The 24,635-nt window shown below is 65.5% G+C and carries 20 protein-coding genes and 1 tRNA gene; 15 read left to right on the forward strand and 6 right to left on the reverse strand.

Annotation, left to right across the window (positions count from 1 at the left end; genetic code table 11):
- Positions 1 to 4 precede the first annotated feature (4 nt).
- The 3 genes from AC6BOR_RS13940 to AC6BOR_RS13950 are packed head-to-tail and all read left to right on the forward strand — an operon-like array spanning position 5 to position 3,461.
- The gene (locus tag AC6BOR_RS13940; protein ID WP_498058973.1) at positions 5 to 991 is read left to right on the forward strand and encodes an aspartate carbamoyltransferase catalytic subunit; all 987 of its coding nucleotides are present in this window, start codon (positions 5 to 7) and stop codon (positions 989 to 991) included.
- Positions 988 to 2,220 carry a dihydroorotase gene (locus AC6BOR_RS13945; protein ID WP_498058974.1) on the forward strand — a complete coding sequence of 411 codons (1,233 nt, stop codon included), beginning with the start codon at positions 988 to 990 and terminating at the stop codon, positions 2,218 to 2,220. Before AC6BOR_RS13940 ends, AC6BOR_RS13945 begins: the two co-directional genes overlap by 4 nt.
- Before the next feature lie 11 nt (positions 2,221 to 2,231).
- A complete protein-coding gene (locus AC6BOR_RS13950) occupies positions 2,232 to 3,461 on the forward strand; it encodes an SPOR domain-containing protein (RefSeq protein ID WP_498058975.1) in 1,230 nt (409 codons plus the stop codon).
- A 395-nt stretch (positions 3,462 to 3,856) separates the two neighbouring features.
- On the opposite strand, the gene AC6BOR_RS13955 is transcribed toward AC6BOR_RS13950, so the two are convergent.
- Entirely contained in the window at positions 3,857 to 7,288 is a 3,432-nt protein-coding gene (locus tag AC6BOR_RS13955; protein WP_498058976.1) for an indolepyruvate ferredoxin oxidoreductase family protein, read from the reverse strand.
- 143 nt (positions 7,289 to 7,431) lie between these two features.
- Between AC6BOR_RS13955 and AC6BOR_RS13960 the strand changes: the two genes are divergently transcribed.
- Positions 7,432 to 9,183, forward strand: a complete 1,752-nt coding sequence (locus AC6BOR_RS13960) for a hypothetical protein (protein WP_498060664.1) — start codon at positions 7,432 to 7,434, stop codon at positions 9,181 to 9,183.
- A gap of 21 nt (positions 9,184 to 9,204) precedes the next feature.
- Here AC6BOR_RS13960 and AC6BOR_RS13965 read toward each other — a convergent pair whose 3' ends face one another.
- Positions 9,205 to 9,546 carry a hypothetical protein gene (locus tag AC6BOR_RS13965; RefSeq protein WP_498058977.1) on the reverse strand — a complete coding sequence of 114 codons (342 nt, stop codon included), beginning with the start codon at positions 9,544 to 9,546 and terminating at the stop codon, positions 9,205 to 9,207.
- A gap of 58 nt (positions 9,547 to 9,604) precedes the next feature.
- Positions 9,605 to 11,296, reverse strand: coding sequence for a formate--tetrahydrofolate ligase (locus tag AC6BOR_RS13970; protein WP_498058978.1), 1,692 nt, complete (start codon positions 11,294 to 11,296; stop codon positions 9,605 to 9,607).
- Positions 11,297 to 11,386: 90 nt separating this feature from the next.
- Here AC6BOR_RS13970 and AC6BOR_RS13975 point away from each other — a divergent pair, with 90 nt between their 5' ends.
- From AC6BOR_RS13975 to AC6BOR_RS14015, 9 genes are all read left to right on the forward strand, one after another.
- Positions 11,387 to 12,808, forward strand: a complete 1,422-nt coding sequence (locus AC6BOR_RS13975) for a cytochrome ubiquinol oxidase subunit I (RefSeq protein WP_498058979.1) — start codon at positions 11,387 to 11,389, stop codon at positions 12,806 to 12,808.
- A 7-nt stretch (positions 12,809 to 12,815) separates the two neighbouring features.
- Positions 12,816 to 13,832, forward strand: a complete 1,017-nt coding sequence (gene cydB / locus AC6BOR_RS13980; protein ID WP_498058980.1) for a cytochrome d ubiquinol oxidase subunit II — start codon at positions 12,816 to 12,818, stop codon at positions 13,830 to 13,832.
- Positions 13,825 to 13,938, forward strand: a complete 114-nt coding sequence (locus AC6BOR_RS13985; RefSeq protein WP_498058981.1) for a DUF2474 family protein — start codon at positions 13,825 to 13,827, stop codon at positions 13,936 to 13,938. Before cydB ends, AC6BOR_RS13985 begins: the two co-directional genes overlap by 8 nt.
- 172 nt (positions 13,939 to 14,110) lie before the next feature.
- The gene (locus AC6BOR_RS13990) at positions 14,111 to 14,434 is read left to right on the forward strand and encodes a superinfection immunity protein (protein WP_498058982.1); all 324 of its coding nucleotides are present in this window, start codon (positions 14,111 to 14,113) and stop codon (positions 14,432 to 14,434) included.
- A 134-nt stretch (positions 14,435 to 14,568) separates the two neighbouring features.
- Positions 14,569 to 14,653: transfer RNA gene (locus AC6BOR_RS13995), tRNA-Leu, on the forward strand.
- A gap of 68 nt (positions 14,654 to 14,721) precedes the next feature.
- Positions 14,722 to 16,311, forward strand: coding sequence for a trigger factor (tig, locus tag AC6BOR_RS14000; RefSeq protein ID WP_498058983.1), 1,590 nt, complete (start codon positions 14,722 to 14,724; stop codon positions 16,309 to 16,311).
- A gap of 155 nt (positions 16,312 to 16,466) precedes the next feature.
- Positions 16,467 to 17,096 carry an ATP-dependent Clp endopeptidase proteolytic subunit ClpP gene (clpP, locus tag AC6BOR_RS14005; RefSeq protein ID WP_498058984.1) on the forward strand — a complete coding sequence of 210 codons (630 nt, stop codon included), beginning with the start codon at positions 16,467 to 16,469 and terminating at the stop codon, positions 17,094 to 17,096.
- 183 nt (positions 17,097 to 17,279) lie between these two features.
- Positions 17,280 to 18,530 (forward strand): ATP-dependent Clp protease ATP-binding subunit ClpX, encoded by a 1,251-nt coding sequence (clpX, locus tag AC6BOR_RS14010; protein ID WP_086116661.1) that lies wholly within the window; start codon positions 17,280 to 17,282, stop codon positions 18,528 to 18,530.
- A gap of 15 nt (positions 18,531 to 18,545) precedes the next feature.
- Positions 18,546 to 18,971 carry a cupin domain-containing protein gene (locus AC6BOR_RS14015; protein ID WP_498058985.1) on the forward strand — a complete coding sequence of 142 codons (426 nt, stop codon included), beginning with the start codon at positions 18,546 to 18,548 and terminating at the stop codon, positions 18,969 to 18,971.
- Here AC6BOR_RS14015 and AC6BOR_RS14020 read toward each other — a convergent pair whose 3' ends face one another.
- The gene (locus tag AC6BOR_RS14020; protein WP_498058986.1) at positions 18,972 to 19,247 is read right to left on the reverse strand and encodes a hypothetical protein; all 276 of its coding nucleotides are present in this window, start codon (positions 19,245 to 19,247) and stop codon (positions 18,972 to 18,974) included. It abuts the gene before it with no gap.
- Positions 19,247 to 20,929, reverse strand: a complete 1,683-nt coding sequence (locus AC6BOR_RS14025) for an alpha/beta hydrolase (protein ID WP_498058987.1) — start codon at positions 20,927 to 20,929, stop codon at positions 19,247 to 19,249. The genes AC6BOR_RS14020 and AC6BOR_RS14025 overlap by 1 nt, the downstream gene beginning before the upstream one ends.
- Before the next feature lie 19 nt (positions 20,930 to 20,948).
- On the opposite strand from AC6BOR_RS14025, the gene AC6BOR_RS14030 reads away from it, so the two are divergent.
- Entirely contained in the window at positions 20,949 to 21,086 is a 138-nt protein-coding gene (locus tag AC6BOR_RS14030) for a hypothetical protein (RefSeq protein ID WP_498058988.1), read from the forward strand.
- Positions 21,087 to 21,294: 208 nt separating this feature from the next.
- On the opposite strand, the gene AC6BOR_RS14035 is transcribed toward AC6BOR_RS14030, so the two are convergent.
- Positions 21,295 to 22,677: a M20/M25/M40 family metallo-hydrolase gene (locus AC6BOR_RS14035; protein WP_498058989.1), complete on the reverse strand. Its 1,383-nt coding sequence runs from the start codon at positions 22,675 to 22,677 to the stop codon at positions 21,295 to 21,297.
- A 170-nt stretch (positions 22,678 to 22,847) separates the two neighbouring features.
- Here AC6BOR_RS14035 and ettA point away from each other — a divergent pair, with 170 nt between their 5' ends.
- Positions 22,848 to 24,527 (forward strand): energy-dependent translational throttle protein EttA, encoded by a 1,680-nt coding sequence (ettA, locus tag AC6BOR_RS14040; protein ID WP_498058990.1) that lies wholly within the window; start codon positions 22,848 to 22,850, stop codon positions 24,525 to 24,527.
- The last annotated feature ends 108 nt before the right edge of the window (positions 24,528 to 24,635 follow it).

Raw genomic sequence — 24,635 nt, forward strand, 5'->3', positions numbered from 1 at the left:
GCTCATGGCGCGCGCACCCTCCCACCCCGCACTGGCAGACGGTGCGCATCCGTTCCCGCATGCCCATCTGTTGGGCATTGCCCAGCTGAAGCCGTGGGAAATCTGCTTCCTGCTCGACGAGGCGGAGCAGTGGGTGGAACTGAACCGCAGCGCCACCAAACATGCAGACCGGCTGGCCGGCCTCACCCAGATCAACGCTTTTTTCGAAAACAGCACCCGCACGCTGCTGAGTTTCGAGATCGCCGGCAAGCGGCTGGGGGCTGATGTCGTCAATCTTGGCGTGTCGGGATCGAGCGTGAAGAAGGGCGAGACGCTGCTCGACACCGCGTTGACCCTGAATGCCATGCATCCTGACATGATCGTGATCCGGCACGGATCGTCAGGCGCGGTGCAGTTGATTTCCGAAAAGGTCGATTGCCCGGTGCTGAATGCCGGCGACGGTCGCCACGAACACCCCACGCAGGCGCTGCTGGATGCCCTGACCATTCGCCGGCGCAAGGGTCGCATCGCTGGGTTGAAGGTGGCGATCTGCGGCGACATCCTGCACAGCCGGGTGGCGCGATCCAATTTCATGCTGTTGGGCGCGCTGGGGGCCGAGGTGCGGGCAGTGGCGCCGCCGACCCTGCTGCCGGCCGGGCTGGGTGGCTATTGCGTCGAGAGCTTTGCCGACATGGATGCCGGGCTGGCCGGCGCCGATGTGGTAATGATGCTGCGCCTGCAGACGGAGCGGATGGAGGGCGCCTATGTGCCGTCGCCCCGCGAATATTTCCGCTTTTATGGCCTGACGGAGGCGCGGCTGGCCAAGGCCGCTCCCGATGTGTTGGTGATGCATCCCGGCCCGATGAACCGCGGTGTGGAAATCGATGGCGCCATTGCTGACGACATCGCCCGCAGCGCCGTGACCGAACAGGTGGAGATGGGCGTGGCGGTGCGCATGGCCTGCCTTGACGTGTTGACCCGGCGGCGGCGCGGCGTGGAGGGCTGGGCATGAGCGCCGCCATCGCCATCACCGGCGGCCGTGTTGTCTGCCCCGCCACCGGGCATGACGGGATCGCCACCATCCTGCTGAAAGACCGCAAGATTGCCGGCATCGGCCATGCAGAACCGCCGTCTGATGCCCAGATCATCGATGCCACCGGCCTGGTGGTGGCCCCCGGCCTGATCGATGCCGGGGTGTTCCGTGCCGATACCGCGGCGGCCAACGCCGGCGGCATTACCCGCATGATCCTGATGCCGGATCAGTCGCCGCCGCTGGACGATCCGGCACTGGTCGCCTTTGCACAGGGATCGGGCAAACCCGATGTGTGGGTGCACCCGCTCGCCGCCGCCACCCGCGGGCTGAAGGGCGAGGAGTTGGCCGAGATTGGTCTGGCCCAGGCGGCGGGGGCCGTGGGGGTGGCGACCGGCCGGCGCGCCATTGCCGACGCCCGGGTGATGCAGCGGCTGCTTGCCTATGCCCATGGCCATGGCCTGGTGGTGGTGAGCCATGCCGAGGATGTGGCGCTGACCGCCGGCACGGTGGCGACCGAAGGCGAATATGCCACGCGGCTGGGCCTGGCCGCTGCCCCGGCCTTTGCCGAAGCGCTGGCGATCATCCGCGATTGCCGCCTGGCCGAAGCCACCGGCGCCCGACTGCATATCCGCCAGGTGACGACGGCCGAAGGGCTGGCGGCGGTGCGGGCGGCGCGGGCCCGTGGCGTGGATTTGACAGCGGGGATCACCCCGGCGCATCTGCTGCTGAACGATATGGCGGTGGCGGGGTTCCGCAGCTTTGCCCGGCTGTCACCGCCGCTGCGCTGCGAGGCGGACCGGCTGGCGGTGATCGAAGGGGTGCGCGATGGCACGATTTCCATCCTCGCCTCTGGCCATGATCCGCAAAGCCAGGAAGACAAGCGCCAGCCCTTTGCCGATGCGCGGGCCGGCATGGCGGGGGCCGAAACGCTGCTGGCGCTGGGGCTTGGGCTGGTGCGCGACGGCGTTGTCAGCCTGGCTGGCCTGATCGCCATGCTCAGCACCAATCCGGCCCGGCGCTTTGGGCTTGTCGCCGGAACCCTGCAACTCGGCGCACCGGCGGACCTTGTGGTCTTTGACGAAGCGGCCCCATGGCGTATCGACGGCGATCAATTCCACGGCGCAGGCAACACTCCCTTCAACGGGCTGCCCACCGCCGGACGGGTGCGCACAACGATAAAAGGCGGAGATGTGGTTTGGCGGGCGTAAGGGCGATAGGCATGTTGCTGGTGCTGGCACTGGTTGCCGGCGATCCGGCGCTGGCGGCCCGCAAGAAGAAAAAGGGCAAGAAGAGCCGCGCCTCGCGCCCGGCAGCGGCAGCGCCGGCCCGTGCCACGCCGCCGCCGCCATCGGTGCGCCAGGGCGTTGAGCTGTGGCGCGCCGGCAAATGGGATGAAGCCGTCTCGATGTGGCAGCCATTTGCCGAAAATGGCGATCCCGACGCCATGTTCAACATGGGCCAAGCCTACAAGCTGGGCCGCGGCGTGACGATGGACAAGGCGATTGCCCGTGACTGGTATCGCCGCGCCGCCGTGAAGGGCCATCTGCCGGCCCAGGCCAATCTGGGCATCCTGCTGTTCCAGGCCACGGAAAAGGCCGAAGCGGTGCGCTGGCTGAAGGCGGCGGCCGACCGGGGCGAGATGCGGGCGCAATATGTGTTGGGCATCGTGCACTGGAATGGCGATGGCGCGGCCAAATCCATGCCGCTGGCCTATGCCTATCTGGTGCGGGCTGCTGCCCAGGGTCTTCCGGAGGCGACCAAGGCGCTGAATGAGCTGAGCCAGGCCATCCAGCCGCTTGACCGCGCCAACGGCTGGCAGATCGCCACCGCGCTGGCCAATGGCAGCGGCGTGCCGGCCCAGTTCCAGCCTGGCATCGCGCCGCCGCCGATGACAGCGGTGACGACGCCGACCCCGCCGGTGACCGTGATCGCCAGCGGCAACAGCACACCGGCTCCGGCCGCCGAGACCAGCACGGCCGCTCTGAACGCCGCTGCGTTGAAGGCCGCCGGTGCAGAGGCCCCGGCCAACGAGGATGAGGCTGAGGAGGAGGGCTCTGCCCCCACGGCCACGCCAACTGCGGCGCCGCCGGCCGAAACCCGCCAGGCCAGCGCCCTGTCGCCCCGGCCCACCCCCAGCGCGCCGCCGGTGAAGCTGGCCGAAAGGCCCGAGCCCAAGAAGAAAGCCGCCCCACCGCCGCCGCCGAAGGAAACCGGCTGGCGCATCCAGCTGGGCACCTATCCCAACCAGAAGAGCGCCATGGCCGCGTGGAAGAAACTCGCTGCCGCCAACAAGCGCGATGTGAAGGGCCTGCACCCGACCATCGGCAAATTCGGTGGCAACTGGCGCCTGCAGGTTGGCCCGTTCGAGACCCGCGCCGAAGCCAGCAAGGGCTGCAAAACGCTGGAAATCGGCAAGAACGGCTGTTTTGCGGTTGATATTGGCGACTGACGTCGGCGCCATTCACCGTCCAGATTGAGAAAGTGCTGGTTCTTGTCGGTGTGCCGGCCAAGCCGGCTTTGCATTTGCGCCTTCAGTTTTGACGCATTTGACGCATATGGCGTGATTTCAGCTGCGAAACTTTACATTTGGTTGGCTGGGCCCAACGATCTTCAATGTCATGATGACATTGATTTGCCGTGTAGGACAGGGGCATTCGGCCGCCGGGTTTGGCGGGCCTGGTTCTGGATGCAGTATGGCAGGCTATGCTGTCCGGCTTGACCCCCTCCGTCGCGGCCCCTCCGCCTCGCTGTGCTCGCCACCTCCCCATCCTGCGACTGGGGAGGATGGGCGCCACCGCCCCCAGAGGGGGAGGATTTTTTGGCCGGACCTGCCGGGGGGACTGATCAGGCAGCCGCCTGGGCCGCCATCCCCGGCCATTTCGCCCACAGGGCTTCGCGACGCTTCAGCATCTCGGCGCGGGCCTTGGCTTTGACCGGGCCGAAGCCGCGCACGTCCATTGGCAGTTTGGCGATGGCGATGGCCATGCCGATGTTGCCGGGGTTGAGTTCGGCGCAGAGGCGGGCGACGTCGGCTTCGAAGGCGGCGATGTCGGCGCGTTCGTGGCGGCGTTCTTCGCTGTAGCCGAAGATGTCGAGCGCGGTGCCACGCAGGCCCTTCAGCCGGGCGAGCAGGCCAAAGGCCTTGAACACCCAGGGGCCGAAGCTGATCTTTTTCGGGCGGCCGGTGGCGGGATCGATGCGGCTGAGCAGCGGCGGGGCCAGCAACACGCGCGGGGCACCGCCGGCGAATTGCGCATCATAGGCCGCCTGGAAGCGGCCATCGCTGTAGAGGCGGGCCACTTCATATTCGTCCTTGTAGGCCATCAGCTTGTAGAGGCTCTTGGCCACGGCTTCGGCGAAGGCGTCGCCGCCGGCGGTGCGGGCCTGGTCCACCGTTTGCCGGAAGCGCCGCGCATAGGCTTCATCCTGATAGAGGATCAGATCGGCCTCGCGGCGGGCGATCATTTCATCCAGATTGGTGGCGGGCGGTTCCGGCTGCGGGCCGCGGGTTGCCTCCACCAGGGCCAGCACCTGATCGGGGCGGGTGGCGAGCAAGCGGCCGAGCGCAAAGGCGCGCTTGTTGAAGGGGATGGCAACGCCGTTCAGATCGATGGCGGCCTCGATGCTCTCCCGTTTCAGCGGGATCAGGCCCTTTTGCCAAGCATAGCCCATCAAGAGGATATTGCTGCCGATGGCATCGCCCAGCAGGGCGGTGGCGACCGTGTCAGCCGCGATGAAGTCGCAGGCATTGGGGTTTGACGCCTTGCGGATGGCGCGTTCGACCTGGGCACTGCGGAAATCGAAATCGCGGTTGCGCACGAAATCCGACGTGGGCGCGACATCGGCATTGGCGATGACGGCGGTGCGTTCGGGCACCATTAGGCTTTGAGTCGGCTTGTCGGCGGCGACAACAGCATCGCAGGCCAGCACCAGATCGGCGCTGCCGGCCATGATGCGTGGGCTGAGGAGATCATCGTTGGATTGCGCGATGCGGACATGGCTGTAGACCGCGCCGCCCTTCTGGGCGAGGCCGGCCATGTCGGCGGTGGTGCTGGCCAGCCCTTCGATATGGGCGGCGGTGCCGAGCAGGGCCGACACGGTGAGCACGCCGGTGCCGCCAATGCCGGTGACCATGATGTTGAAGCCATCGCCCGGCGCCGGCACTGTGGGATCGGCCACGCCATCCAGGGTGAAATCGGCCTTGGATTTCTTGACCTGCGCATCATCGATGGTGACGAAGCTGGGGCAGAAGCCTTTGACGCAGCTGTAATCCTTGTTGCAGCTGGACTGGTTGATGCGGCGCTTGCGGCCGAATTCGGTTTCCACCGGCTCCACCGAGACGCAATTGGACTGCACCGAACAATCGCCGCAGCCTTCGCAGACGGCCGGGTTGATGAAGACGCGGCGGGTGGGATCGACCATCTGCTGGCGTTTGCGGCGCCGGCGCTTTTCGGCGGCGCAGGTCTGATCGAAGATGATGATTGTGCAGCCGGGCGTGGCGGCAAATTCCTTCTGCACCTCATCCAGCAGGGCGCGATCCAGCAGCCGCACGCCGGCGGGCAGGGTGACGCCCTTGTAGCGGGCGAGATCCTCGGTGAGGACGGCGACCTTTTTCGCATGCTCGGCCAGCATCTGGGCGGCGATCTGGTCAACGCCCAGTTCGCCATCATGTTTCTGCCCGCCGGTCATGGCGACGGCATCGTTGTAGAGGATCTTGTAGGTGATGTTGACGCCGGCCGCGATGGACTGGCGGATGGCGAGCAGGCCGGAGTGGAAATAGGTGCCGTCGCCCAGATTGGCGAAGACGTGATTTTCGTCGGTGAAGGGCGCTTCGCCGACCCAGGTGACGCCTTCGCCGCCCATCTGGGTGAAGGTTTCGGCGCGGTCCATCCACATCGCCATGATGTGGCAGCCGATGCCGGCGAGCGCGCGCTGGCCTTCGGGCGGCTTGGTCGACGTGTTGTGCGGGCAGCCGGAGCAGAAATAGGGGCTGCGCTTGACCGGGGTTTCGTGGGCGGCGGCCTTGGCAGACTGGTCGCGGAAGAAGGCGAGGGTGGCGCGGATCCGATCGGTATCATGGATGCGCTGGATGCGGGCGGCAATCACGTGCGCAATGACGCCTGGGGACAATTCGTTGTCGGGGCTGAGCAGCCATTCGCCGCCTTCGTCATGCTTGCCGACGACGACGGGGCGCACGGCCTCGCGCCAGTTGTAGAGCTGCCATTTCAGCTGATGCTCGATGAATTCGCGCTTTTCCTCGATGACAAGGACTTCCTCGAGGCCCTCGGCAAAGGCGCGGATGCCGTCGGGTTCCAGCGGCCAGGGCATGCCGACCTTGTAGACCTTGAGGCCGATGCTGGCGGCGACGCGTTCATCGATGCCGAGTTCGGCCAGCGCCTCCATCGTGTCGGCAAAGGCCTTGCCGGTGGAGACGATGCCGATGCGGGGGCGGGGGCTGTCCCACACCACGCGGTCGATGCGGTTGGCCTTGGCGAAGGCCATGGCGGCAAAGCCCTTGTAGCGTTGCAGGCGGGTGTCTTCCTCCCGCCAGATGTCACCCGGGCGGATGTGGACACCACCATCGGGAAATTCGAATTCGGGAATGATAATGGCGCGGCTTTCGGCCGAAAGATCGACGGTGGCGGAGGTTTCCACCGTGTCGGCCGTGGCCTTGAAGCCCACCCAGGTGCCGGCAAAGCGGCTCATGGCAAGGCCGAGCAGGCCATATTCGACAAATTCGTGCACCGAGGCCGGGGCGAGGAAGGGCACGAAGGCGGCGAGGAAATTATGGTCGCTCTGGTGCGGCAGGGTGGAGGATTTGGCGCCGTGATCATCGCCGACGATGGCGAGCACGCCGCCGTGCTGGCTGGTGCCGGCGGCGTTGGCGTGTTTCAGCACGTCCATCGCGCGATCAAGGCCCGGCCCCTTGCCATACCAGATGCCGAACACGCCATCCTTGGTGGCCTTGGGATTGAGGGCGACATGCTGGGTGCCCCAGACGGCGGTGGCGCCCAGTTCCTCGTTCACGCCGGGAACGAAGTGGATATCCTGTTCCTTCAGCCACTTCTTGGCGCGCCACAATTCCTGATCATAGCCGCCGAGCGGGGAGCCGCGATAACCGGAGATGAAGCCGGCGGTGTTGAGCCCGGCGGCGGCATCGCGCCATTTCTGCACCAGCGGGAGGCGGACTAGCGCCTGCACCCCCGACATGAACACACGGCCATCGCGGAAGCGATATTTGTCTTCAAGGCTGACTGGCGGCAGGCCGGCGACCATGGCGGAAGCTCTTATGTGCGAGTGCGAGATGGGTCAATAATACTGACCTTTCTTGGCGAGCGCAAGGTGGTGCGGGGTGGGTGTGGATTGCTTTGCGCCCGTCGGCATCGTCTGGCACCATCGGGGCAAAAGGGGGACTGGTGATGAAGCTGCTCCTGAACGGCGCGGCGCTGCTGGCCGCGATGCTGGTGCCGCTGGTGGTGGTGCCGGCCCCGCTGGCGCCGGCGCCCGATCCGAGCCTGTGGGCTGCCGCAGCCTGCGTGCGGCGCGGCACCGGGATGAGCCCGGTGCGGGCGCTGCTGGCGGCGGCAGCCGTGGCCGCACCGGCCAGCCAGACGGGCGGTGTGCCGTTGCTGCCTGATCTTGCGACCGCGCCGATGTCACTGGGCCCGGCCGATGGGCCAGCGCGGCCCTGGTTCGCCCAGGGCCTGCTGCTCAGCTATGGCTTCAATCATGCCGGGGCGGTGGCCTCCTTCCGGCGGGCGCAGCAGCTGGACCCGGCCTGTGCGTTGTGCTGGTGGGGGGAGGCGCTGGCGCTGGGGCCGAACATCAACGCGCCAATGGACGGCCGCGACCGCGGTGCGGCGCTGGCAGCGCTGGACCGGGCGCTGGCCCTGAAGGATCAGGCCGGCCCGAAGGCGCAGGCGCTGATCGCAGCGCTCGCCACCCGCTATTCCCGCGATGCGGGCGCAGACCGCGCGGTGCTGGACCTCGCCTATGCCGATGCCATGCTGGCCGTGGCGGCGCGTTTTCCCGATGACGACGAGGCTGCGGTGCTGGCGGCCGAAGCGGTGATGGACACCAGCCCGTGGAATTACTGGCTGGCCGATGGCAAGCCGGTGGGCAAGAGCGCCGAGGCGGTGCGCCTGCTGGAAGCGGTGCGGGCGCGCAATCCCGATCATGCGCAGGCCAATCATCTGTATATCCACATGATGGAAGCGGTGGACCCGGCCCGGGCCGATGGCGCGGCCGAACGGTTGGCGGCAGCGAATCTGCGCAGCGCCGCCCATCTGGTGCATATGCCGGCGCATATCTGGCACCGACGCGGGCGGTATCGGGATTCGATTGCCGCCAATGTGGCGGCGGTGCGGGCGGATGAGGCCTGGATTGCCGCGACGGGTGACCGGGGGATGCTGCGCTATGGCTATTACCCGCACAATGTTCATTTCATTGTGACGTCGGCTATGATGGTCGGTGATGTTGCGACTGCCCGGCGTGAGGCGTTGCGGCTGCGCACATTGCTGGATGCCGATCTTTCGGCGCAGCTGGCCACGGCACAGGCGGTGGACGCCGCGCCCTATCAAGTGATGGCGATGGTGGCGGACCCGGCCGCGATCCTGGCCTTGCCGGCGCCAGATGCGCGGCTGCCCTTTGCACTGGCCATGCGCCATTTCGCGCGCGCCGTCGCCTTTGCACAGATGCGCAACAGGGCCGGGTTTGATGCCGAATTGCAGGCGATGGCGGCGCTGGTGGATCATCCCGGCACGCGGGATTTGGTTGCCCAGGCATTGCCACTGCCCGATCTGATCCGCCTTGCAGACAATGTGGCGCGCGGGCGCTGGGCCATGGCCGGGGGCTTGCCGGTGGTGGCGGCAGCACATTTCCGGGTGGCGGCACGGATCGAGGCGACCATCCCCTATATGGAGCCATCCTATTGGCATTATCCGGTGAACCAGTCGCTGGGGGCGGCGCGGCTGCTGGCCGGTGATGCCGCGGGCGCGACCGAGGCCTTTCGCGCCGCACTGGTGCAGACGCCGGGCAATGGCTGGGCGCTTTATGGGCTGGCGATGAGCGAGGCGGCAGCCGGGCACAAGGCGGAGGCCGCGGCTGCCAGTATCGCCTTCCGTCGGGCCTGGGCCGGCAATGCCCGCTGGCTGAAGCTGGAGCGGTTGTAGGGGGCGTTCTGGGGCGCTGCGTCAGCCGCCGACGCAGCTGTTGGCGATGCGGATGAAGTTGGTGCGGTTGGCTGGGACCTTGAAGGCGCGGTTGGCGACGGTGCGGAAGAAGGTCTGCAGGCCGACATTGGCGACCCTGATGCTCTGGTTCTTGAATTCGGCGAGGGCGGAATCAAGCTCGCCCTCATCGTCCTCCTCGCCGGCTTCGTCGAGTTGGGCACCCTGGCCAAGCTGATCGACAATGCACTGCGCCGTGGGTTGGGAGACGCCGAGTTGGGTGAAGGCGCTGACCGTCACGGTGAGGGCCAGTGTCGGGCTGGCCGTGAGCAGGAGGACGAGGGCGACGAGGCGGGCGGGCGTCATGGCGGGAACCTTTCCGAAGCGAAGTTTGCCAGCAGTTACCCTGAGGTCAATCCATCAGTCAGCTCAGGCCTTCGATGCGCCCTTGCGCGTCGAGATGGATGCCGAGGGCGGAGGGTGTTTTCGGCAGCCCGGGCATGGTGGCGATGTCGCCGGCGAGCGCGACGATGAAGCCGGCGCCAGCGGCGAGGCGCAGCTCGCGAATGGGCAGATCATGGCCGCTGATGGCGCCGCGCTGTTTTTCATCGGCGGTGAAGCTGTAAGGCGTCTTGGCGAGGCAGACAGGCAGGTTGGCCAGCCCTTCGGCGCGCAGGACGGCGAGCTGCTTCTGCGCGGCGGCTGAAAGGCTGACAGTGGCGGCGCGGTGGATGCGGGTGGCAACCGTGGTGAGTGCGTCGAGCACATCAGTGCCGGTGGCATAGAGCGGGGCGAAGCGCGCGTGCGGGTCGGCATTGCCATCGGCCAGGGCGGCGACGCTGCGGGCGAGGTCCTCCGCGCCGGCCGGGCCGTCGGCCCAGTGGCGGCACAGATGGGCAGGGATGCCGAGCGTGTCGCGGCAGTGGCGGAGCACCTGAGCCTGCTCGGCTTCGGTGTCACTGGCAAAGGCGTTGATGGCAACAGCGACGGGCAGGCCGAGCGATTGCAGATTTTCGACGTGGCGGGCTAGTACGGCGAGGCCGCGATCGAGCGCCGCGGCGTCGCTGGTGCCAAGATCGGCCAGCGCCATGCCGCCGTGGTATTTGAGCGCGCGCACCGTGGCGACGACGACGGCGGCGGCCGGGGCAAGGCCGGCCTGTCGGCATTTGATGTGGGCGAATTTCTCGGCTCCAAGATCAGCACCGAAGCCGGCTTCGGTGACAGCGAATTCGCCGAGTGCCAGCGCGGCGCGGGTGGCGATGACCGAATTGCAGCCGTGGGCGATGTTGGCGAACGGCCCGCCGTGGATGAAGGCGGCGCTGCCGTGAATGGTTTGCACCAGGTTGGGTTGCATGGCATCGACCAGCAGGGCGGCCATGGCGCCGGCAGCACCGATATCGCCGGCGGTGACGGGGTTGCCGGCCGTGTCTTTCGCCACGCGGATGCGGGCGAGGCGGGCCTGGAGATCGGCCAGATCGCTGGCGAGGCAGAGGATGGCCATGACTTCGGAGGCGACGGTGATGTCGAAGCCGGTTTCGCGCAGCGGGTGGTTGCCCGTGCCCATTCCGGCCACGATCTGGCGCAAGGCGCGGTCGTTCATGTCCATCACGCGCCGCCAGGTGACCGTGCGTGGGTTGATGGTGGCGCCCGATGGCATGGCGGTGGCGAAATGGATGGCGTTGTCGATCATCGCGGCCAGCAGATTGTGGGCGGCGGTGATGGCGTGGAAATCGCCGGTGAAGTGGAGGTTGATCTTCTCCATCGGCAGCACCTGGGCCTGGCCGCCGCCGGTGGCGCCGCCCTTGCGGCCGAACACCGGGCCCAGGCTGGGTTCGCGCAGGGCGATGACGGCGCGGCGGCCGATGCGATTGAGGGCATCGGCAAGGCCAATGGTGGTGGTGGTCTTGCCCTCGCCGGCCGGGGTGGGGTTGACGGCGGTGACGAGGATCAGCTTGCCGGCGGGGCGGGAGGCAAGATCGGCCAGCGTGGCGGCCGAGAGCTTGGCGATATGATGGCCATGCGGTTCGATGGCGGCTTCGGCAAGGCCGATGCCGGCGGCCACATCCCGGATGGGGCGCAATGTCGCTGCGCGTGCGATTTCAATGTCCGACGCCATGATTCCCCGCCATAAGGGCTTTATTGAATGGTCCCCGTGCCGCCGCCTACAGGCTTTGCGACGCGCCGGGAAGGAGCCTGTTGGTCGCTTATGTTCGACGATGTTTCCGCGCTGGCACTGGCCCGGTTCCAGTTTGCCTTCACCGTGTCGTTCCACTTCATCTTCCCGGCCTTTTCGATCGGGCTGGCCAGCTATCTGGCGGTGCTGGAAGGGCTGTGGCTGAAGACCGGGCGCGATGTGTATCTGCAGCTGTTCCGATACTGGCTGAAGATCTTTGCCATCGCTTTTGGGATGGGCGTCGTTTCGGGCATCGTCATGGCCTATCAGTTCGGGGCGAACTGGGCGGCGTTTTCCGACAAGGCGGGGCCCGTCATTGGCCCGCTCATGGCCTATGAGGTGTTGTCGGCGTTTTTCCTGGAATCGGGTTTCCTGGGGGTGATGCTGTTCGGGCTCGACCGGGTTGGCAAGAAGCTGCATTTCCTTGCCACCTGCCTGGTGGCCATCGGCACAACGATTTCGGCGTTCTGGATCATCGTCGTCAACAGTTGGATGCAGACGCCGCAGGGCTATGCCATTGCCGAAAATGGCCAATTTTATGCGACCGACTGGCTGGCGGTGGTGCTGAACCCGTCCATGCCCTATCGCCTCGCCCACACGCTGCTGGGTGCGTATCTGACGACCGCGCTGGTGGTGGGGGCGGTGGGCGCCTATCACCTGCTGAAGGATCGCAAACTGGGCCGCAATGCGCAGCCGGCAACGAAGATCATGTTTGCCATGGCGATGGGGATGGTGGCGATCACCGCGCCGTTGCAGGTGCTGGCGGGCCACGAGCATGGCGTCAACACGCTGCAGCACCAGCCGGCCAAGATCGCCGCCATCGAGGGCCATTATGAAAGCCATGATCGCGCCGCGCCGCTGATCCTGTTTGGCGTGCCCGATGATGCGGCGCAGACCATGCGCTACAAGCTGGAAATCCCGGCCATCGGCAGCCTGGTGTTGCAGCATGATATCGAGGCGGCAACGATGGGGCTGGACAAGGTGGCGCCGGAAAATCGGGCCAAGGTCGCCTTTCCCTTCTATGCCTTCCGGGTGATGGTGGGGCTGGGTATGCTGATGCTGCTGCTCGGCGGCTGGGCGGCGCTGAATGCGGCGCGCGGCCGGCTATTCGATCATGTGTGGCAGCAGCGGCTGGCGCTGGCGATGGGCCCGGCCGGTTTCGTGGCGGTGCTGGCAGGGTGGATCACCACCGAAACCGGGCGCCAGCCGTTCACGGTGTTTGGCCTGTTGCGCACCGCCGAAAGCGCCTCGCCGCTGGCAGCGCCGGCGGTGGCGGCCTCGCTGATCGCCTTCATCATCGTCTATTTCTTTGTGTTCGGCGTCGGCAGCTGGTTCATCATCAAGCTGATGGGCACCGAGCCCAACCCGGAGGACAAGGGCCCCGGCAAGGAGCAGACGGTGGATGTCGGCAGCCTGCCGCCCGATGCGCCCTATGGCTTCCAGCTGGCCGAATGAGATGGGCATGATCCCCGGCATCGCGCCCGATCCGTTCCTCACCCTGGTGTGGGCCGGCATCATCGGGCTGGCCATCTTCATCTATGTCGTCACCGACGGCTTTGATCTGGGCATCGGCATCCTGTTTCCGGTGCTCAGCCCCGGGGCGGAGCGGGAAACGGCGATCGCCACCATCAAGCCGGTGTGGGACGCGAACCAGACCTGGCTGGTGCTGGGCGGTGGCGGGGTGTTTGCCGCCTTTCCGCTGGCCTATGCGATCCTGATGCCGGCGGTTTATGCGCCGCTGATTGCCATGCTGCTGGGCCTGATCTTTCGCGGCGTGGCGTTCAAATACCGGGCGCGCACCAGCCGAATCTGGCTGTGGGATTTCGCCTTTTTCGCCGGCTCCACGCTGGCGGCCTTTGCGCAGGGGGTGATTTTGGGGGCGGTGCTGCAGGGGGTGAAGGTGGCGGGCCGCAGCTATGCCGGCGGCTGGTGGGATTGGCTGTCGCCCTTCTCGCTGCTCACCGGTGTGTCGGTGGTGGCTGCCTATGCCCTGCTGGGCGCGTGCTGGCTGATCTGGCGAACGGAAGGCGGCGTGCAGGATCATGCCTATCGCATGGCAGGCCAGGCCGGCGCGGCCAGCATCGCCGCCATCGGCGCGGTGAGCCTGGCAACGCCGTTCCTGAACCATGATTATTTCAGCCGCTGGTTCGAGGCGCCGGGCCTTTATTATTCGGCGCCGGTGCCGCTGCTGGTGGGGGTGACGGCGCTGCTGTTCATCCGGGCGCTGCGGCGGCGGGCGGAGGTGGCGCCGTTCGTGCTGGCCGAATTGCTGTTTCTGCTCACCTTCATGGGCCTGGGCGTGTCGATCTTTCCTTGGGCGGTGCCGGGGCAGGTGACGATCTGGCAGGCGGCAACAGCGGCCAATGCGCAGGCCTTCATGCTGGTGGGTGTGGGCGTGCTGCTGCCGGTGATCCTGTGTTACACCGCTTATGGTTACTGGCTGTTCCGCGGCAAGGTCGGGGCAGAGGGCTATGCCTGAACCCATGCTGCGCCAGCGTCTGGCCTGGTTCGTGGGCCTGTGGGCCGCCGGGGTGGCGGTGGTGGGCACGGTGGCCTGGCTGCTCAGGGCCTGGCTGATGCCCTGACCCCATCCGGAACGGATGCAAAATGCGACGGAATTGCGTTTTGAAACTGCAAAATGGGATAAATTTGTCTTGCGAAATCGTTAACGTCTGTTAGATTCTTCCCATAAGACGAGTCGGAGGGGTCCCGACCAGTCCCAGCGCGTAACAGTTCCTGCTGCGGGGGGAGGACGCTATGATGTTTGCGACGGCAACGGCGATGTGGCTGTTTTGGGGAGGCTTTGTCTTCCTGTGCGTGTTCAATTTCCTGCCGGCGGCCATCGCCTATGTGAACCATCATCCTGACAAGCATCTGCTCGCCATGCTGAATGTGGTGTCGCTGTTTTCCTTTGCTTTGTGGATCGCGTTGATGGCCTGGGCCACGGCCGGCCGCAGCGATCATCCGATGATCCAGCGCTTCATCGGCACGCCGCAGAAGCGCACGCGCCTGGCGCTGTCGGTCACGGCGCTGGTGATCGCCAGTTTCGCCGGCACGGTGTGGACTGTGGCACGCGCCTGACATTTGCTGTCGTTACCCAAGTTTCCCGCGCGGGCGCCGAAACCACCGGCGCCCGCTTCGCATTTGGGCCTGTGGGTGTGCAGCCTTGCACATCACGGGCAGGCTGCTATAGGCCAGCGCTTCGTGTCCCGGGTGCGGGCGTGGCGGAATTGGTAGACGCGCCGGATTTAGGTTCCGGTGTCGAAAGACGTGGGGGTTCGAGTCCCTTCGCCCGCACCAACCGCTGCCGCCCGCCGTGGGGCGTCGCCATTTTCGCAAACGCAAACTTTGAAGAGACGGGTTGTTCGATGCAGATTGCCGAAATCACCAACCAGGGCCTGCGCCGCGCTTATTCGCTGGTGATCCCGGCCGAAGCGATTGCCGCGCGGGTGGAAACCCGTCTGGCCGAAGTGTCGAAGACGATCCGCATGCCGGGCTTCCGCCCGGGCAAGGTGCCGGCCAATCTGGTGAAGAAGATGCACGGCGCTGCCCTGCGCGGCGAAGCGCTGCAGGAAGCGCTGAACGACGGCGTGAACCAGGTGATCAGCAGCAATGGCCTGCGCCCGGCGACCCAGCCGCAGGTGGATGTGGATGGTGAGCTGCCGGATGATGGCGATGCCCGCTTCACCGTGAGCCTGGAAATCCTGCCGACCATCGATGATGTGAAGATCGATGACCTGGCGCTGGAAAAGCTGGTGGTGCCGGCCGACGATGCCGCCATGGACGCGGCGCTCGCCCGCCTGGCCGAATCGGCCCAGCGCACCGAGCCGGCCCCGGCCAAGCACAAGGCCAAGACCGGCGACACGGTGGTGATCGATTATGAAGGCACCGTGGACGGCGTGAAGTTTGACGGCGGCACCGGCGAAGGCATGCGGGTGAAGATCGGCAGCGGCCAGCTGATCCCCGGCTTTGAAGACCAGTTGGTGGGCGCCAAGGCCAACGAACAGCGCACCATCAAGGTGACCTTCCCCGAGGATTATGGCGCCGCCAATCTGGCCGGCAAGCCGGCCGAATTCGCCATCACCGTGCAGGCGGTGGAAGTGCCGGCCGAGACCAAGATTGATGACGAATTCGCCAAGGGCTTTGGCCTTGAGAGCCTGGATGCGCTGAAGGAAATCCTGAAGGATCAGCTGGATGCCGAGCTGGGCGGCCTGTCGCGCACCCATCTGAAGCGCAAGCTGCTCGACACGCTGGCGGCGCGCCATGATTTCGACGTGCCGGAAACCATGGTTGATGCCGAATTCGACCAGATCTGGCAGACGCTGGAAGCCGAAGCCGCCCGTGAAGCCGATCCCGCCGCCGCCAAGGCCGAGATCGAAGCCGAGCGCGAGGATTATCGCCGCATTGCCGTGCGCCGCGTGCGCCTGGGCCTGCTGCTGTCGGAAATCGGCCAGCGCGGTGGTGTCACCGTGTCCCAGGCGGAAATGAACCGCCTGATCGGCCAGGAAGCCGCCCGTTATGCCCCGGCCGAACAGCAGAAGGTGGTCAAGTTCTTCCAGGAAAACGCCATGGCCGCGATGCAGCTGCGCGCGCCGCTGTATGAAGACAAGGTGGTGGATTATCTGATCGGCCAGGCGACGATCACCGAACGCGCCGTGACCCGCGAAGAGCTGGAAGCCGCCATCGCCAGCGAAGACGAATCGCCTGCCGGCCATGTGCATGGCCCGGGCTGTGGCCATGACCATCATGACCATGACCATGATCACGCCCCGGCCAAGCCGGCCAAGAAGGCTGCGGCCAAGAAGGCCAAGGCCGAAGAGCCGGCCGCCGAGGCCGCTGCCGAGCCGGTGAAGAAGGCCCCGGCCAAGAAGGCGGCCGCCAAGAAGGCCGATGCCGAGCCGGCTGCCGAGGCCGAAGCCCCGGCCAAGCCGAAGAAGACGAGCAAGAAGAGCGCCTGATCCGCTTGATTGCGATGCACGAAGGGCCCCGCCGGCAGCACCGGCGGGGCCCTTTGCCTTTGGGCTTATCCCCGGCTGTTTTGCCGCGCCGCCGGCGGCCCCCCTTGAACTTGGGCGGCAAACGTCCGAACTAGGGTGATGTGAAGGAGAATGTCATGATCAATCCGACCGCCGGTCTTGTGCCGATCGTTATCGAAAGCTCCAACCGCGGTGAGCGGAGCTTTGACATTTATTCGCGGCTGCTGCGCGATCGCATCGTGTTCGTGAACGGGCCGGTGGAAGACAATATGGCCTCGCTGATCGTGGCGCAGCTGCTGTTCCTGGAATCGGAAAATCCGAAGAAGGACATCTATATGTACATCAACTCGCCGGGCGGGGTGATCACCAGCGGCATGGCGATTTACGACACGATGCAATATATCCGCCCCGATGTGGCGACCGTGTGCGTGGGCCAGGCGGCATCGATGGGCAGCTTCCTGCTCGCCGCAGGTACGCCGGGCAAGCGCGTGGCGCTGAAGAATGCCCGCATCATGGTGCACCAGCCGTCGGGCGGGGCGCAGGGCCAGGCCACCGACATTGAGATCCAGGCGCGCGAGATCCTGCGCATCCGCAGCATCCTGAATGGCCTCTATGTGAAGCATACCGGCAAGGACCTGGAGACCATCGAACGGGCCATGGAACGCGACAAGTTCATGAGCGCGGAAGAGGCGATGGAGTTCGGCCTGGTGGACGCGGTGATGGAAAAGCGCCCGGTGCCGAGCGAAGGCGATTCGATCGCGGCCTGATGAATTGCGCCGTTTTCGCGGCCAATTGCATCGGTTTCGAACAAGACGCGACAAGAAAGCCGTTGCCCGCCCTTGCGGGCGCGGCCCGAATCTCGCTACACTGACTGGCCGGTGGCCGTGCAGGCGGTGCCGGCAGTGGTTTGTTGATGCCGGTGGGCTGGGCCGGCACGAGGAAGGATTGTCATGACCAAGCTGGGCGGCAGCGACAGCAAGGGCACGCTTTACTGCAGCTTCTGCGGCAAGAGCCAGCATGAGGTCAGGAAGCTGATTGCCGGTCCGACCGTGTTCATCTGCGATGAATGCGTGGAGCTGTGCAACGACATCATCCGCGAAGAGACCAAGACGGCGCTGGTGAAGAAATCCGGCGACGTGCCGACGCCGCGCGAGATCTGCAAGGTGCTGGATGATTATGTGATCGGCCAGTTCCACGCCAAGCGCGTGCTGTCGGTCGCTGTGCACAACCATTACAAGCGGCTGAACCACGGCGGCAAGGGTGCCGAAGTGGAACTGGCCAAGTCCAACATCCTGCTTGTTGGCCCGACCGGTTGCGGCAAGACGCTGCTGGCGCAGACGCTGGCGCGCATCCTGGATGTGCCGTTCACCATGGCCGATGCCACCACGCTGACCGAGGCCGGCTATGTGGGCGAGGATGTGGAGAACATCATCCTGAAGCTGTTGCAGGCCAGCGATTACAATGTGGAACGGGCCCAGCGCGGCATCGTCTACATCGATGAAATCGACAAGATTTCCCGCAAGGCCGACAATCCGTCGATCACCCGCGACGTGTCGGGCGAAGGCGTGCAGCAGGCGCTGTTGAAGATCATGGAAGGCACCACCGCCTCCGTGCCGCCGCAGGGCGGGCGCAAGCATCCGCAGCAGGAATTCCTGCAGGTGGACACGACCAACATCCTGTTCATCTGTGGCGGCGCCTTCAGCGGGCTGGACCGGATCATCGGCGACCGCATGCAGGGCCGCGGCATGGGCTTTGGCGCGCATGTGGCCGCGCCCGACGAGCGCCGCGTGGGCGAACTGCTGCGCAAGTGCGAGCCGGAAGATCTGCTGCGCTTTGGCCTGATCCCCGAATTCATCGGCCGTCTGCCGGTGATCGCCACGCTGGAGGATCTGGACGAGCCGGCGCTGGTGAAGATCCTGACCGAGCCGAAGAACGCGCTGGTGAAGCAATATGCCCGCCTGTTCGAGATGGAGGGCGTGAAGCTGACCTTCACCCCGGATGCGCTGTCTGCCGTGGCCAAGCGCGCCATCGAGCGCAAGACCGGCGCGCGTGGCCTGCGCTCGATCATGGAGGGCATCCTGCTCGACACCATGTTCGATCTGCCCGGCCTTGAGGGTGTTGAAGAGGTGCAGGTGGACAAGGATGTCGTTGCCGGCACCAAGGAACCCGTGCGCCTGATGGTGACCGACAAGGCCGCCTGATCCGGGTGGCCTGACATGGACGAGGCCCGGCGCCTGATCGCAGCGCTGGGCCTTTCCGTTCATCCGGAAGGCGGCTGGTATCGCGAGACGCAGCGTATTGCCGGCGATGGCCGCGCCGTGGCGACGGCGATCTATTTCCTGCTGGAGGCTGGACAGCGATCGCACTGGCACCGCGTGGATGCCACCGAGTTCTGGTGCTGGCATGCCGGCAGCCCATTGGCGCTGGGGCAGGCCGCCGACGCGCACGACAAGCCGGTCTGGCAGACCCTGGGCCCCGATATTTCGGCCGGGCATCAACCACAGCTCTGCATCGCAGCTGGCCATTGGCAGGCGGCGTGGGCCGAACAGGGCTGGGCGCTGCTCAGCTGCATTGTGGCGCCGGGCTTTTCCTTTGCCGGCTTTACGCTGGCCCCGCCGGGCTGGTCCCCCGGTTGTGCGTGATCAGGCCACCATGGTGCGGCAGTGCGGGCATTTGTGGCGGGGGAAGATGGTGAGGCCTTTCACCATCAGCCGCTTGCCGCAGGATGGGCATTTGATCAGCCAGATCAGCACCAGGTTCAATGCCAGCGCCAGCGGCGGCAGGATGAAGCCAACGAGGCGCAGCGGCTGTGGCCAGGGCAGCAGCCAGAAGAGCAGCGGCAGCAGCACGGCCTGCAGCATCTGGTTGCGCTGCACGCGGTAGAGGCCGGGGTTCGGACTGGGTGTCTGATCGGCCATCAGTAACGCCAGCTCGTCAGGTCAGCGCCCTTGGGGGCGGCGGCTTCGATGCGTTTCAAAATCTTGTCGACATACATGGTGTGATAGCGCAGGCGGCTGATCTTGTTGGGCTGATTGGGATCGCCATTCCAGCAATGTTCGGCGCGGTCACCATAGGCGATTTCGCCCAGGAAAGGCGGATCGGCGGTTTTCAGGAAATCCTCCGCCAGATAGACGGCGTTGTTGAGATAATAATTGTCCATATCACCGACATAGAGGAAGACCTTGTCGCGGATCTTGGGGCCCAGTGTTTTCCAGTCGCGCTTCATGATGTGGACGAGATCGAAGTTGTCGCGCCAATATTCGGCGACCTTGGGATCAATCTCGCCGGTGCGCTTGTTGAAGATGCGCTGGGGATAGCCATCGGCGCCTTGCGGGGAATAGACCGCTTCCCAGATATCCCACTGCTGGCCGGATCGTGACTTGTCCCCCAGCACCAGTTCCAGCCGCTGTTCCTGTTCCACCGTGTAATCGACATGGCCAAGATAGTTGCGGTGGGCCGGGCGCGGCACCTTGCCGAACGGGCCGACGCGCCAGAAGGCGTTCTTGTCGGCATAGAGGTTGATGTTGGTATATTGGCGGAAATCAATGGGATCGGGGCAGGCGGCAAAGGCGCCGTTGAATTCATCGGGATAGAACATCTGGACGGCCAGCGCCTCCCACCCGCCGGTGGAGCCGCCATAGGTGAAGCGCGCCCAGCCCTGGCCCAGCCCGCGGTACCTGGCCTCCAGCGCCGGCACGAATTCCTTCATGATGGCATCGCCCCAGGGGCCGAGATTGGCGGAGTTCACCGCATAGCTGTCGTCATAATAGGGATTGCTGTGATCAATCTCGACAATCAGGAAGCGCGGGAAATTGTCAGACGTCCAGCGCTTGTAGAGATCAAACGCCTCCTGTTCCTCGATCCGGTTGTAGCAGGGTTCGGAAAAGCGCGGGGCGGGCACGCACGGGGTGTTGGGATCGGGCGGCGTGGTGCGGAATCCGCCGAAATCGGCCGGGAAATGGCCATGGTTGATGATCAGTGGGTAGCGTGCCTCGGGATGCTTGTCGAAATCCTTGGGCACCAGAACATGGCCGGTGATGAACACATCGGTGCCCCAGAATTTGCTCAGGCGTTCCGATCTGATCTTGAAATGGCGGATATATTCGCTGTCCTTCGGCTGCTCCATCGGCGGGATCACCTTGCTCAGCGGGATGGTGACGACCGATTTGCTGGCAGGGTCGAATGTGACCTTCATGGGTTCGGAGAGGAGGTTGCCCGGCTCTTCGCGCCAGTTCTGGCCGGCGCCGCGGGCAGCCGGCAGTTTCACGGTGTGACCGGTCGCCAGATTGTAGGTCTGATATTTGTGGAGGACGGCCTGCACCGTGTAGGTGCCGGCCGGCACCTGGGCCAGATCTTCGGCCGGATAGCCCAGCACGCCCTTGCCGATGGTTGCGCTGCCGCCGGGTTTCAGGCCATCAACATTGATGCCCAGCACCTGTGGCGCATCAGCGCCGAGCTTGACCTGAAAGCGCGGCTCCCTGGTGGCATCGGGCGTAATGATCAGGATCAGCCGGCCATCGGTGCTGGCATCAATGCCGCTTTTCGGCATGGTGATGCGGAAATCGGTGGCGGTGGCGGTGGTTGACGCCAGCAGGGCCATGGCGGCCAGGCATCGGGCAATGGTGCGCATCTTGAAGTTCCCAGCTTCGTATCTTGCCATGGTTGCAGCCGCGGCGCGGCGCGTCAACCGGCCGGTGCTGGTGGCATGCTGGAAAGATGATGTTTGCCAATATGTTGCCGATGGCAATCAGCGTTAACGAAATCTGCTCCGGCTGGGCAGGCCGGCGGGAATGCAGTAAAATACGATCCTGTTTGTTGTGTAAGGCGTGTCCATCATGATCGAATCCCTGCTGTCATCCGATCTGACCCTGGTGCTGTTTTCGCTGTTGCTGGGGGCACTGATTGGCGTGGTTGGCGAACGCGCCCGCCGCGACCGCCACAAGCAATAGCGGCGCTGACTGGCCGCTATTTCGTGCGCAGCGGCCGGACATCGCTGGCGGCGAGCCAGATTGCCGCCGTCCACGCCGCGACATTCTGATCGAGCTGGGCGCGGTCCACCTTGTCCAGCGTGTCGTCAGGGGTGTGGTGCACGTCGAAATAGCGGGTGCCATCCTGGTTCAACGACAACACGCCGGTGCCCAGTGCCGCCAGCGGGCCGACATCGGCACCGCCGCCGGCCTTGTTGCCGGCATCGGGCTGAATGCCGAGCGGTGCCAGCACGGCGCCGATTTCACCGAACAGCGGCAGGCCGGCTTCCGCCACCTTTGACCCCACTTGCCAGATGCGATCGGCGCCGAAATCGCTTTCGCCGGCCAGCACGATCTGTTCGGCCTTGTGTGCTTCGGCATAGGCACGGCCGCCGACGACGCCGATTTCTTCGGAACCCCACAGCACGACGCGGATGGTGCGGCGTGGGCGTTGGCCGGTGCGGGCCAGATCGGCCTTGATGCTGGCTGCGGCCGCCAGCGTGATGGCGACGCCGGCACCGTCATCAAACACGCCCTGGCCGATATCCCAGGAGTCGAGATGGCCGCCGAGCACGACGACCTCATTGGCGACGCTGCCGGGGATTTCGCCGGAGACATTGGCGGATTGGCCGGGGCGGCTGGTGGGGGTGGAGATGAGTTTCACCTCCAGCCGGCCGGCGGTGCAGCGGCGGGCGACGAGGTCGGCATCGGGCAGGGCCAGGGCAACCGCCGGGATGGGCGCGGTGCCGGCCGGGAAGCTGGTGGAGCCGGTGTGCGGATTGCGGTGATAATCGGTGCCCAGGCTGCGGATCATCACGGCGGCGGCACCCTTTTGCGCTGCCAGCGCCGGCCCGGCACGGCGCACCGCGCCGTTGATGCCATAGCTGCTGCCATCCTGGGTGACCGTCATGCGGTGATCGATGAAGATGATGCGGCCCTTCACTTCCGCTTCGGGGGCGGCGCGCAGGGCGGCGAGATTGTCGAAACAGCTGACCGGCGCGGTGATGCCGGTGGCCGGCGTGGCCCCCGATCCGCCCAGCGCCGCGATCGCGAGGCGGTGGTTGCTGCCGATGATGCTGGCCTGTTCCTGCCCACGTTCCCAGACGGTGATGGGGAAGGCATCCTCGCGGATGTTGACCAGCCCAAGTTTCTGCATGGCCGCTTTCGCCCAGGCGCGGCCGCGGCCTTCTGCTTCGGTGCCGGCAAGGCGGGGGCCGACATTGTCGGTGAGGTCAACCAGCAGCGGCCAGGCCGGGTTGGCGGCCAGCGCCGCATCGCGAAGGCGGACGGCGGTTGCGATGCGGTCTGCTGGTTGGGCGAGTGCTGGTTGTGCTGGGGCCGTGGCGGCGAGCAGCAAGGCGGCAAGGAGCACAGGGCGCATGGGCGGACCTTTTTAACGGGTTCGGATGATGCGCCCTGCTGGCCTGTTGGCGGGCGGCCGGCAAGCTGGTGAATTGCGCATAGGCGGGCGATTTGCCCGGTTTGCGCGTTGGCCGGCCTTCGGTTAAAGGCGGCGCCACATTCCCACCTTCTGATTTCGGAGCCGAGCCCGTGGCCTATCAATATGCGTTCGTGATGAAGGGTCTGTCCAAGACCTATCCCGGCGCCCAGAAGCCCTGTTTCCGCGACATCACCCTGTCGTTCCTGCCGGGCGCCAAGATCGCCATCATCGGCCCCAATGGCGCCGGCAAATCGACGCTGATGAAGGTGATGGCCGGCATCGACAAGGAATATCAGGGCGAAGCCTGGGCGGCCGAAGGCGTGCGCGTGGGTTATCTGCCGCAGGAGCCGCAGCTCGATCCGAAGAAGACCGTGAAGCAGAATGTGATGGACGGTGTGCGCGGTGTCGCCGATCTGGTGGACCGGTTCAACGCCATTTCGGCCGAAATGGCCGACCCCCAGGACGACACCGATTTCGATGCCCTGATGGCCGAGATGGGTGACCTGCAGGAAAAGATCGACGCGGTGGACGGCTGGACGCTGGACAACCAGCTGGAAATCGCCATGGACGCGCTGCGCTGCCCGCCCGGCGATTGGGGCGTGGAAAGCCTGTCGGGCGGGGAACGCCGCCGCGTGGCGCTTTGCAAGCTGCTGCTGGAAAAGCCGGAAATCCTGCTGCTCGACGAACCGACCAACCACCTCGATGCCGAGAGCGTGGCCTGGCTGGAAAATCACCTCAAGGAATACAAGGGGATGGTGATCCTCGTTACCCACGACCGCTATTTCCTTGATAATGTGGTGAAGTGGGTGCTGGAACTGGATCGCGGCCGCGCCATTCCGTTTGAAGGCAATTATTCGGATTGGCTGGAGGCCAAGCAGAAGCGCCTGGCGCAGGAAGAGCGTGAGGACGCCAGCCGCGAAAAGGCCATCAAGCAGGAACTGGAGTGGATCCGGGCCAGCCCGAAGGCGCGCCAGACCAAGAGCAAGGCGCGTATCAAGGCCTTTGACGAACTGGTGGAAAAGCAGGCCAACCGCCGCCTGGGCGAAGCGCAGATCCTGATCCAGATTCCGGAGCGGCTGGGCAACAAGGTCATCGAGGTCAACAATGTCTCCAAGGCCTATGGCGACAAGCTGCTGTTTGAAAATCTGAGCTTCAGCCTGCCGCCGGGCGGCATCGTGGGCGTGATCGGGCCGAACGGCGCCGGCAAATCCACGCTGTTCCGCATGATCACCGGCCAGGAAGTGCCCGACAGCGGTGACATCACCATCGGCGATACGGTCAAGCTGGCCTATGTTGACCAGAGCCGCGACGCGCTGAACCCCACCGCCACGGTGTGGGAGGAAATCTCCCAGGGGAATGACAAATTCTATTTCGGCAAGAACGAGGTGCTGACCCGCGCCTATGTCGGTGCGTTCAACTTCAAGGGTGTGGACCAGCAGAAGAAGGTGGGCCAGCTTTCGGGTGGTGAGCGCAACCGCGTGCACATGGCCAAGATGCTGGTGAAGGGCGGCAATGTGCTGCTGCTCGACGAACCGACCAACGATCTGGACGTCGAAACCCTGCGCGCGCTGGAAGAGGCGCTGGAAAGCTTTGCCGGCTGCGCCGTGGTCATCAGCCACGACCGCTTCTTCCTCGACCGCCTCGCCACCCACATCCTGGCCTTTGAAGGCGACAGCCATGTCGAATGGTTCGAAGGCAATTTCCAGATGTATGAGGAAGACAAGCGCCGCCGGCTGGGTGATGCGGCCGACCGGCCGCATGCACTGACGTACAAGAAGCTGACGCGCTGACCCGAAGATCGGCCGGAAATTATCGCGCAGCGATAATTTCTGACTCGATCAAGGGCGGCCGGGCTGTTCTGCCGGGCATCAGCCCGGCAGAACAGCTTCGACGGCGCG

This window comes from Sandarakinorhabdus sp. FBCC-B8862 (assembly GCF_059745315.1).

Excerpts from the sequence above, each read along its gene's own strand:
- AC6BOR_RS13945 (WP_498058974.1), top strand. The coding sequence starts at position 988 with ATGAGCGCCGCCATCGCCATCACCGGCGGCCGTGTTGTCTGCCCCGCC.
- AC6BOR_RS13965 (WP_498058977.1), bottom strand. The coding sequence starts at position 9,546 with ATGACGCCCGCCCGCCTCGTCGCCCTCGTCCTCCTGCTCACGGCCAGC.
- AC6BOR_RS14025 (WP_498058987.1), bottom strand. The coding sequence starts at position 20,929 with ATGGCCCTGCTGGCGTCAACCACCGCCACCGCCACCGATTTCCGCATC.
- tig (WP_498058983.1), top strand. The coding sequence starts at position 14,722 with ATGCAGATTGCCGAAATCACCAACCAGGGCCTGCGCCGCGCTTATTCG.
- cydB (WP_498058980.1), top strand. The coding sequence starts at position 12,816 with ATGATCCCCGGCATCGCGCCCGATCCGTTCCTCACCCTGGTGTGGGCC.
- AC6BOR_RS14030 (WP_498058988.1), top strand. The coding sequence starts at position 20,949 with ATGGTGCGCATCTTGAAGTTCCCAGCTTCGTATCTTGCCATGGTTGCA.
- AC6BOR_RS13970 (WP_498058978.1), bottom strand. The coding sequence starts at position 11,296 with ATGGCGTCGGACATTGAAATCGCACGCGCAGCGACATTGCGCCCCATC.
- AC6BOR_RS13960 (WP_498060664.1), top strand. The coding sequence starts at position 7,432 with ATGAAGCTGCTCCTGAACGGCGCGGCGCTGCTGGCCGCGATGCTGGTG.
- AC6BOR_RS14020 (WP_498058986.1), bottom strand. The coding sequence starts at position 19,247 with ATGGCCGATCAGACACCCAGTCCGAACCCCGGCCTCTACCGCGTGCAG.
- AC6BOR_RS14015 (WP_498058985.1), top strand. The coding sequence starts at position 18,546 with ATGGACGAGGCCCGGCGCCTGATCGCAGCGCTGGGCCTTTCCGTTCAT.
- AC6BOR_RS13950 (WP_498058975.1), top strand. The coding sequence starts at position 2,232 with ATGTTGCTGGTGCTGGCACTGGTTGCCGGCGATCCGGCGCTGGCGGCC.
- clpX (WP_086116661.1), top strand. The coding sequence starts at position 17,280 with ATGACCAAGCTGGGCGGCAGCGACAGCAAGGGCACGCTTTACTGCAGC.
- AC6BOR_RS13985 (WP_498058981.1), top strand. The coding sequence starts at position 13,825 with ATGCCTGAACCCATGCTGCGCCAGCGTCTGGCCTGGTTCGTGGGCCTG.
- AC6BOR_RS13975 (WP_498058979.1), top strand. The coding sequence starts at position 11,387 with ATGTTCGACGATGTTTCCGCGCTGGCACTGGCCCGGTTCCAGTTTGCC.
- AC6BOR_RS13990 (WP_498058982.1), top strand. The coding sequence starts at position 14,111 with ATGATGTTTGCGACGGCAACGGCGATGTGGCTGTTTTGGGGAGGCTTT.
- AC6BOR_RS13940 (WP_498058973.1), top strand. The coding sequence starts at position 5 with ATGGCGCGCGCACCCTCCCACCCCGCACTGGCAGACGGTGCGCATCCG.
- AC6BOR_RS14035 (WP_498058989.1), bottom strand. The coding sequence starts at position 22,677 with ATGCGCCCTGTGCTCCTTGCCGCCTTGCTGCTCGCCGCCACGGCCCCA.
- clpP (WP_498058984.1), top strand. The coding sequence starts at position 16,467 with ATGATCAATCCGACCGCCGGTCTTGTGCCGATCGTTATCGAAAGCTCC.
- AC6BOR_RS13955 (WP_498058976.1), bottom strand. The coding sequence starts at position 7,288 with ATGGTCGCCGGCCTGCCGCCAGTCAGCCTTGAAGACAAATATCGCTTC.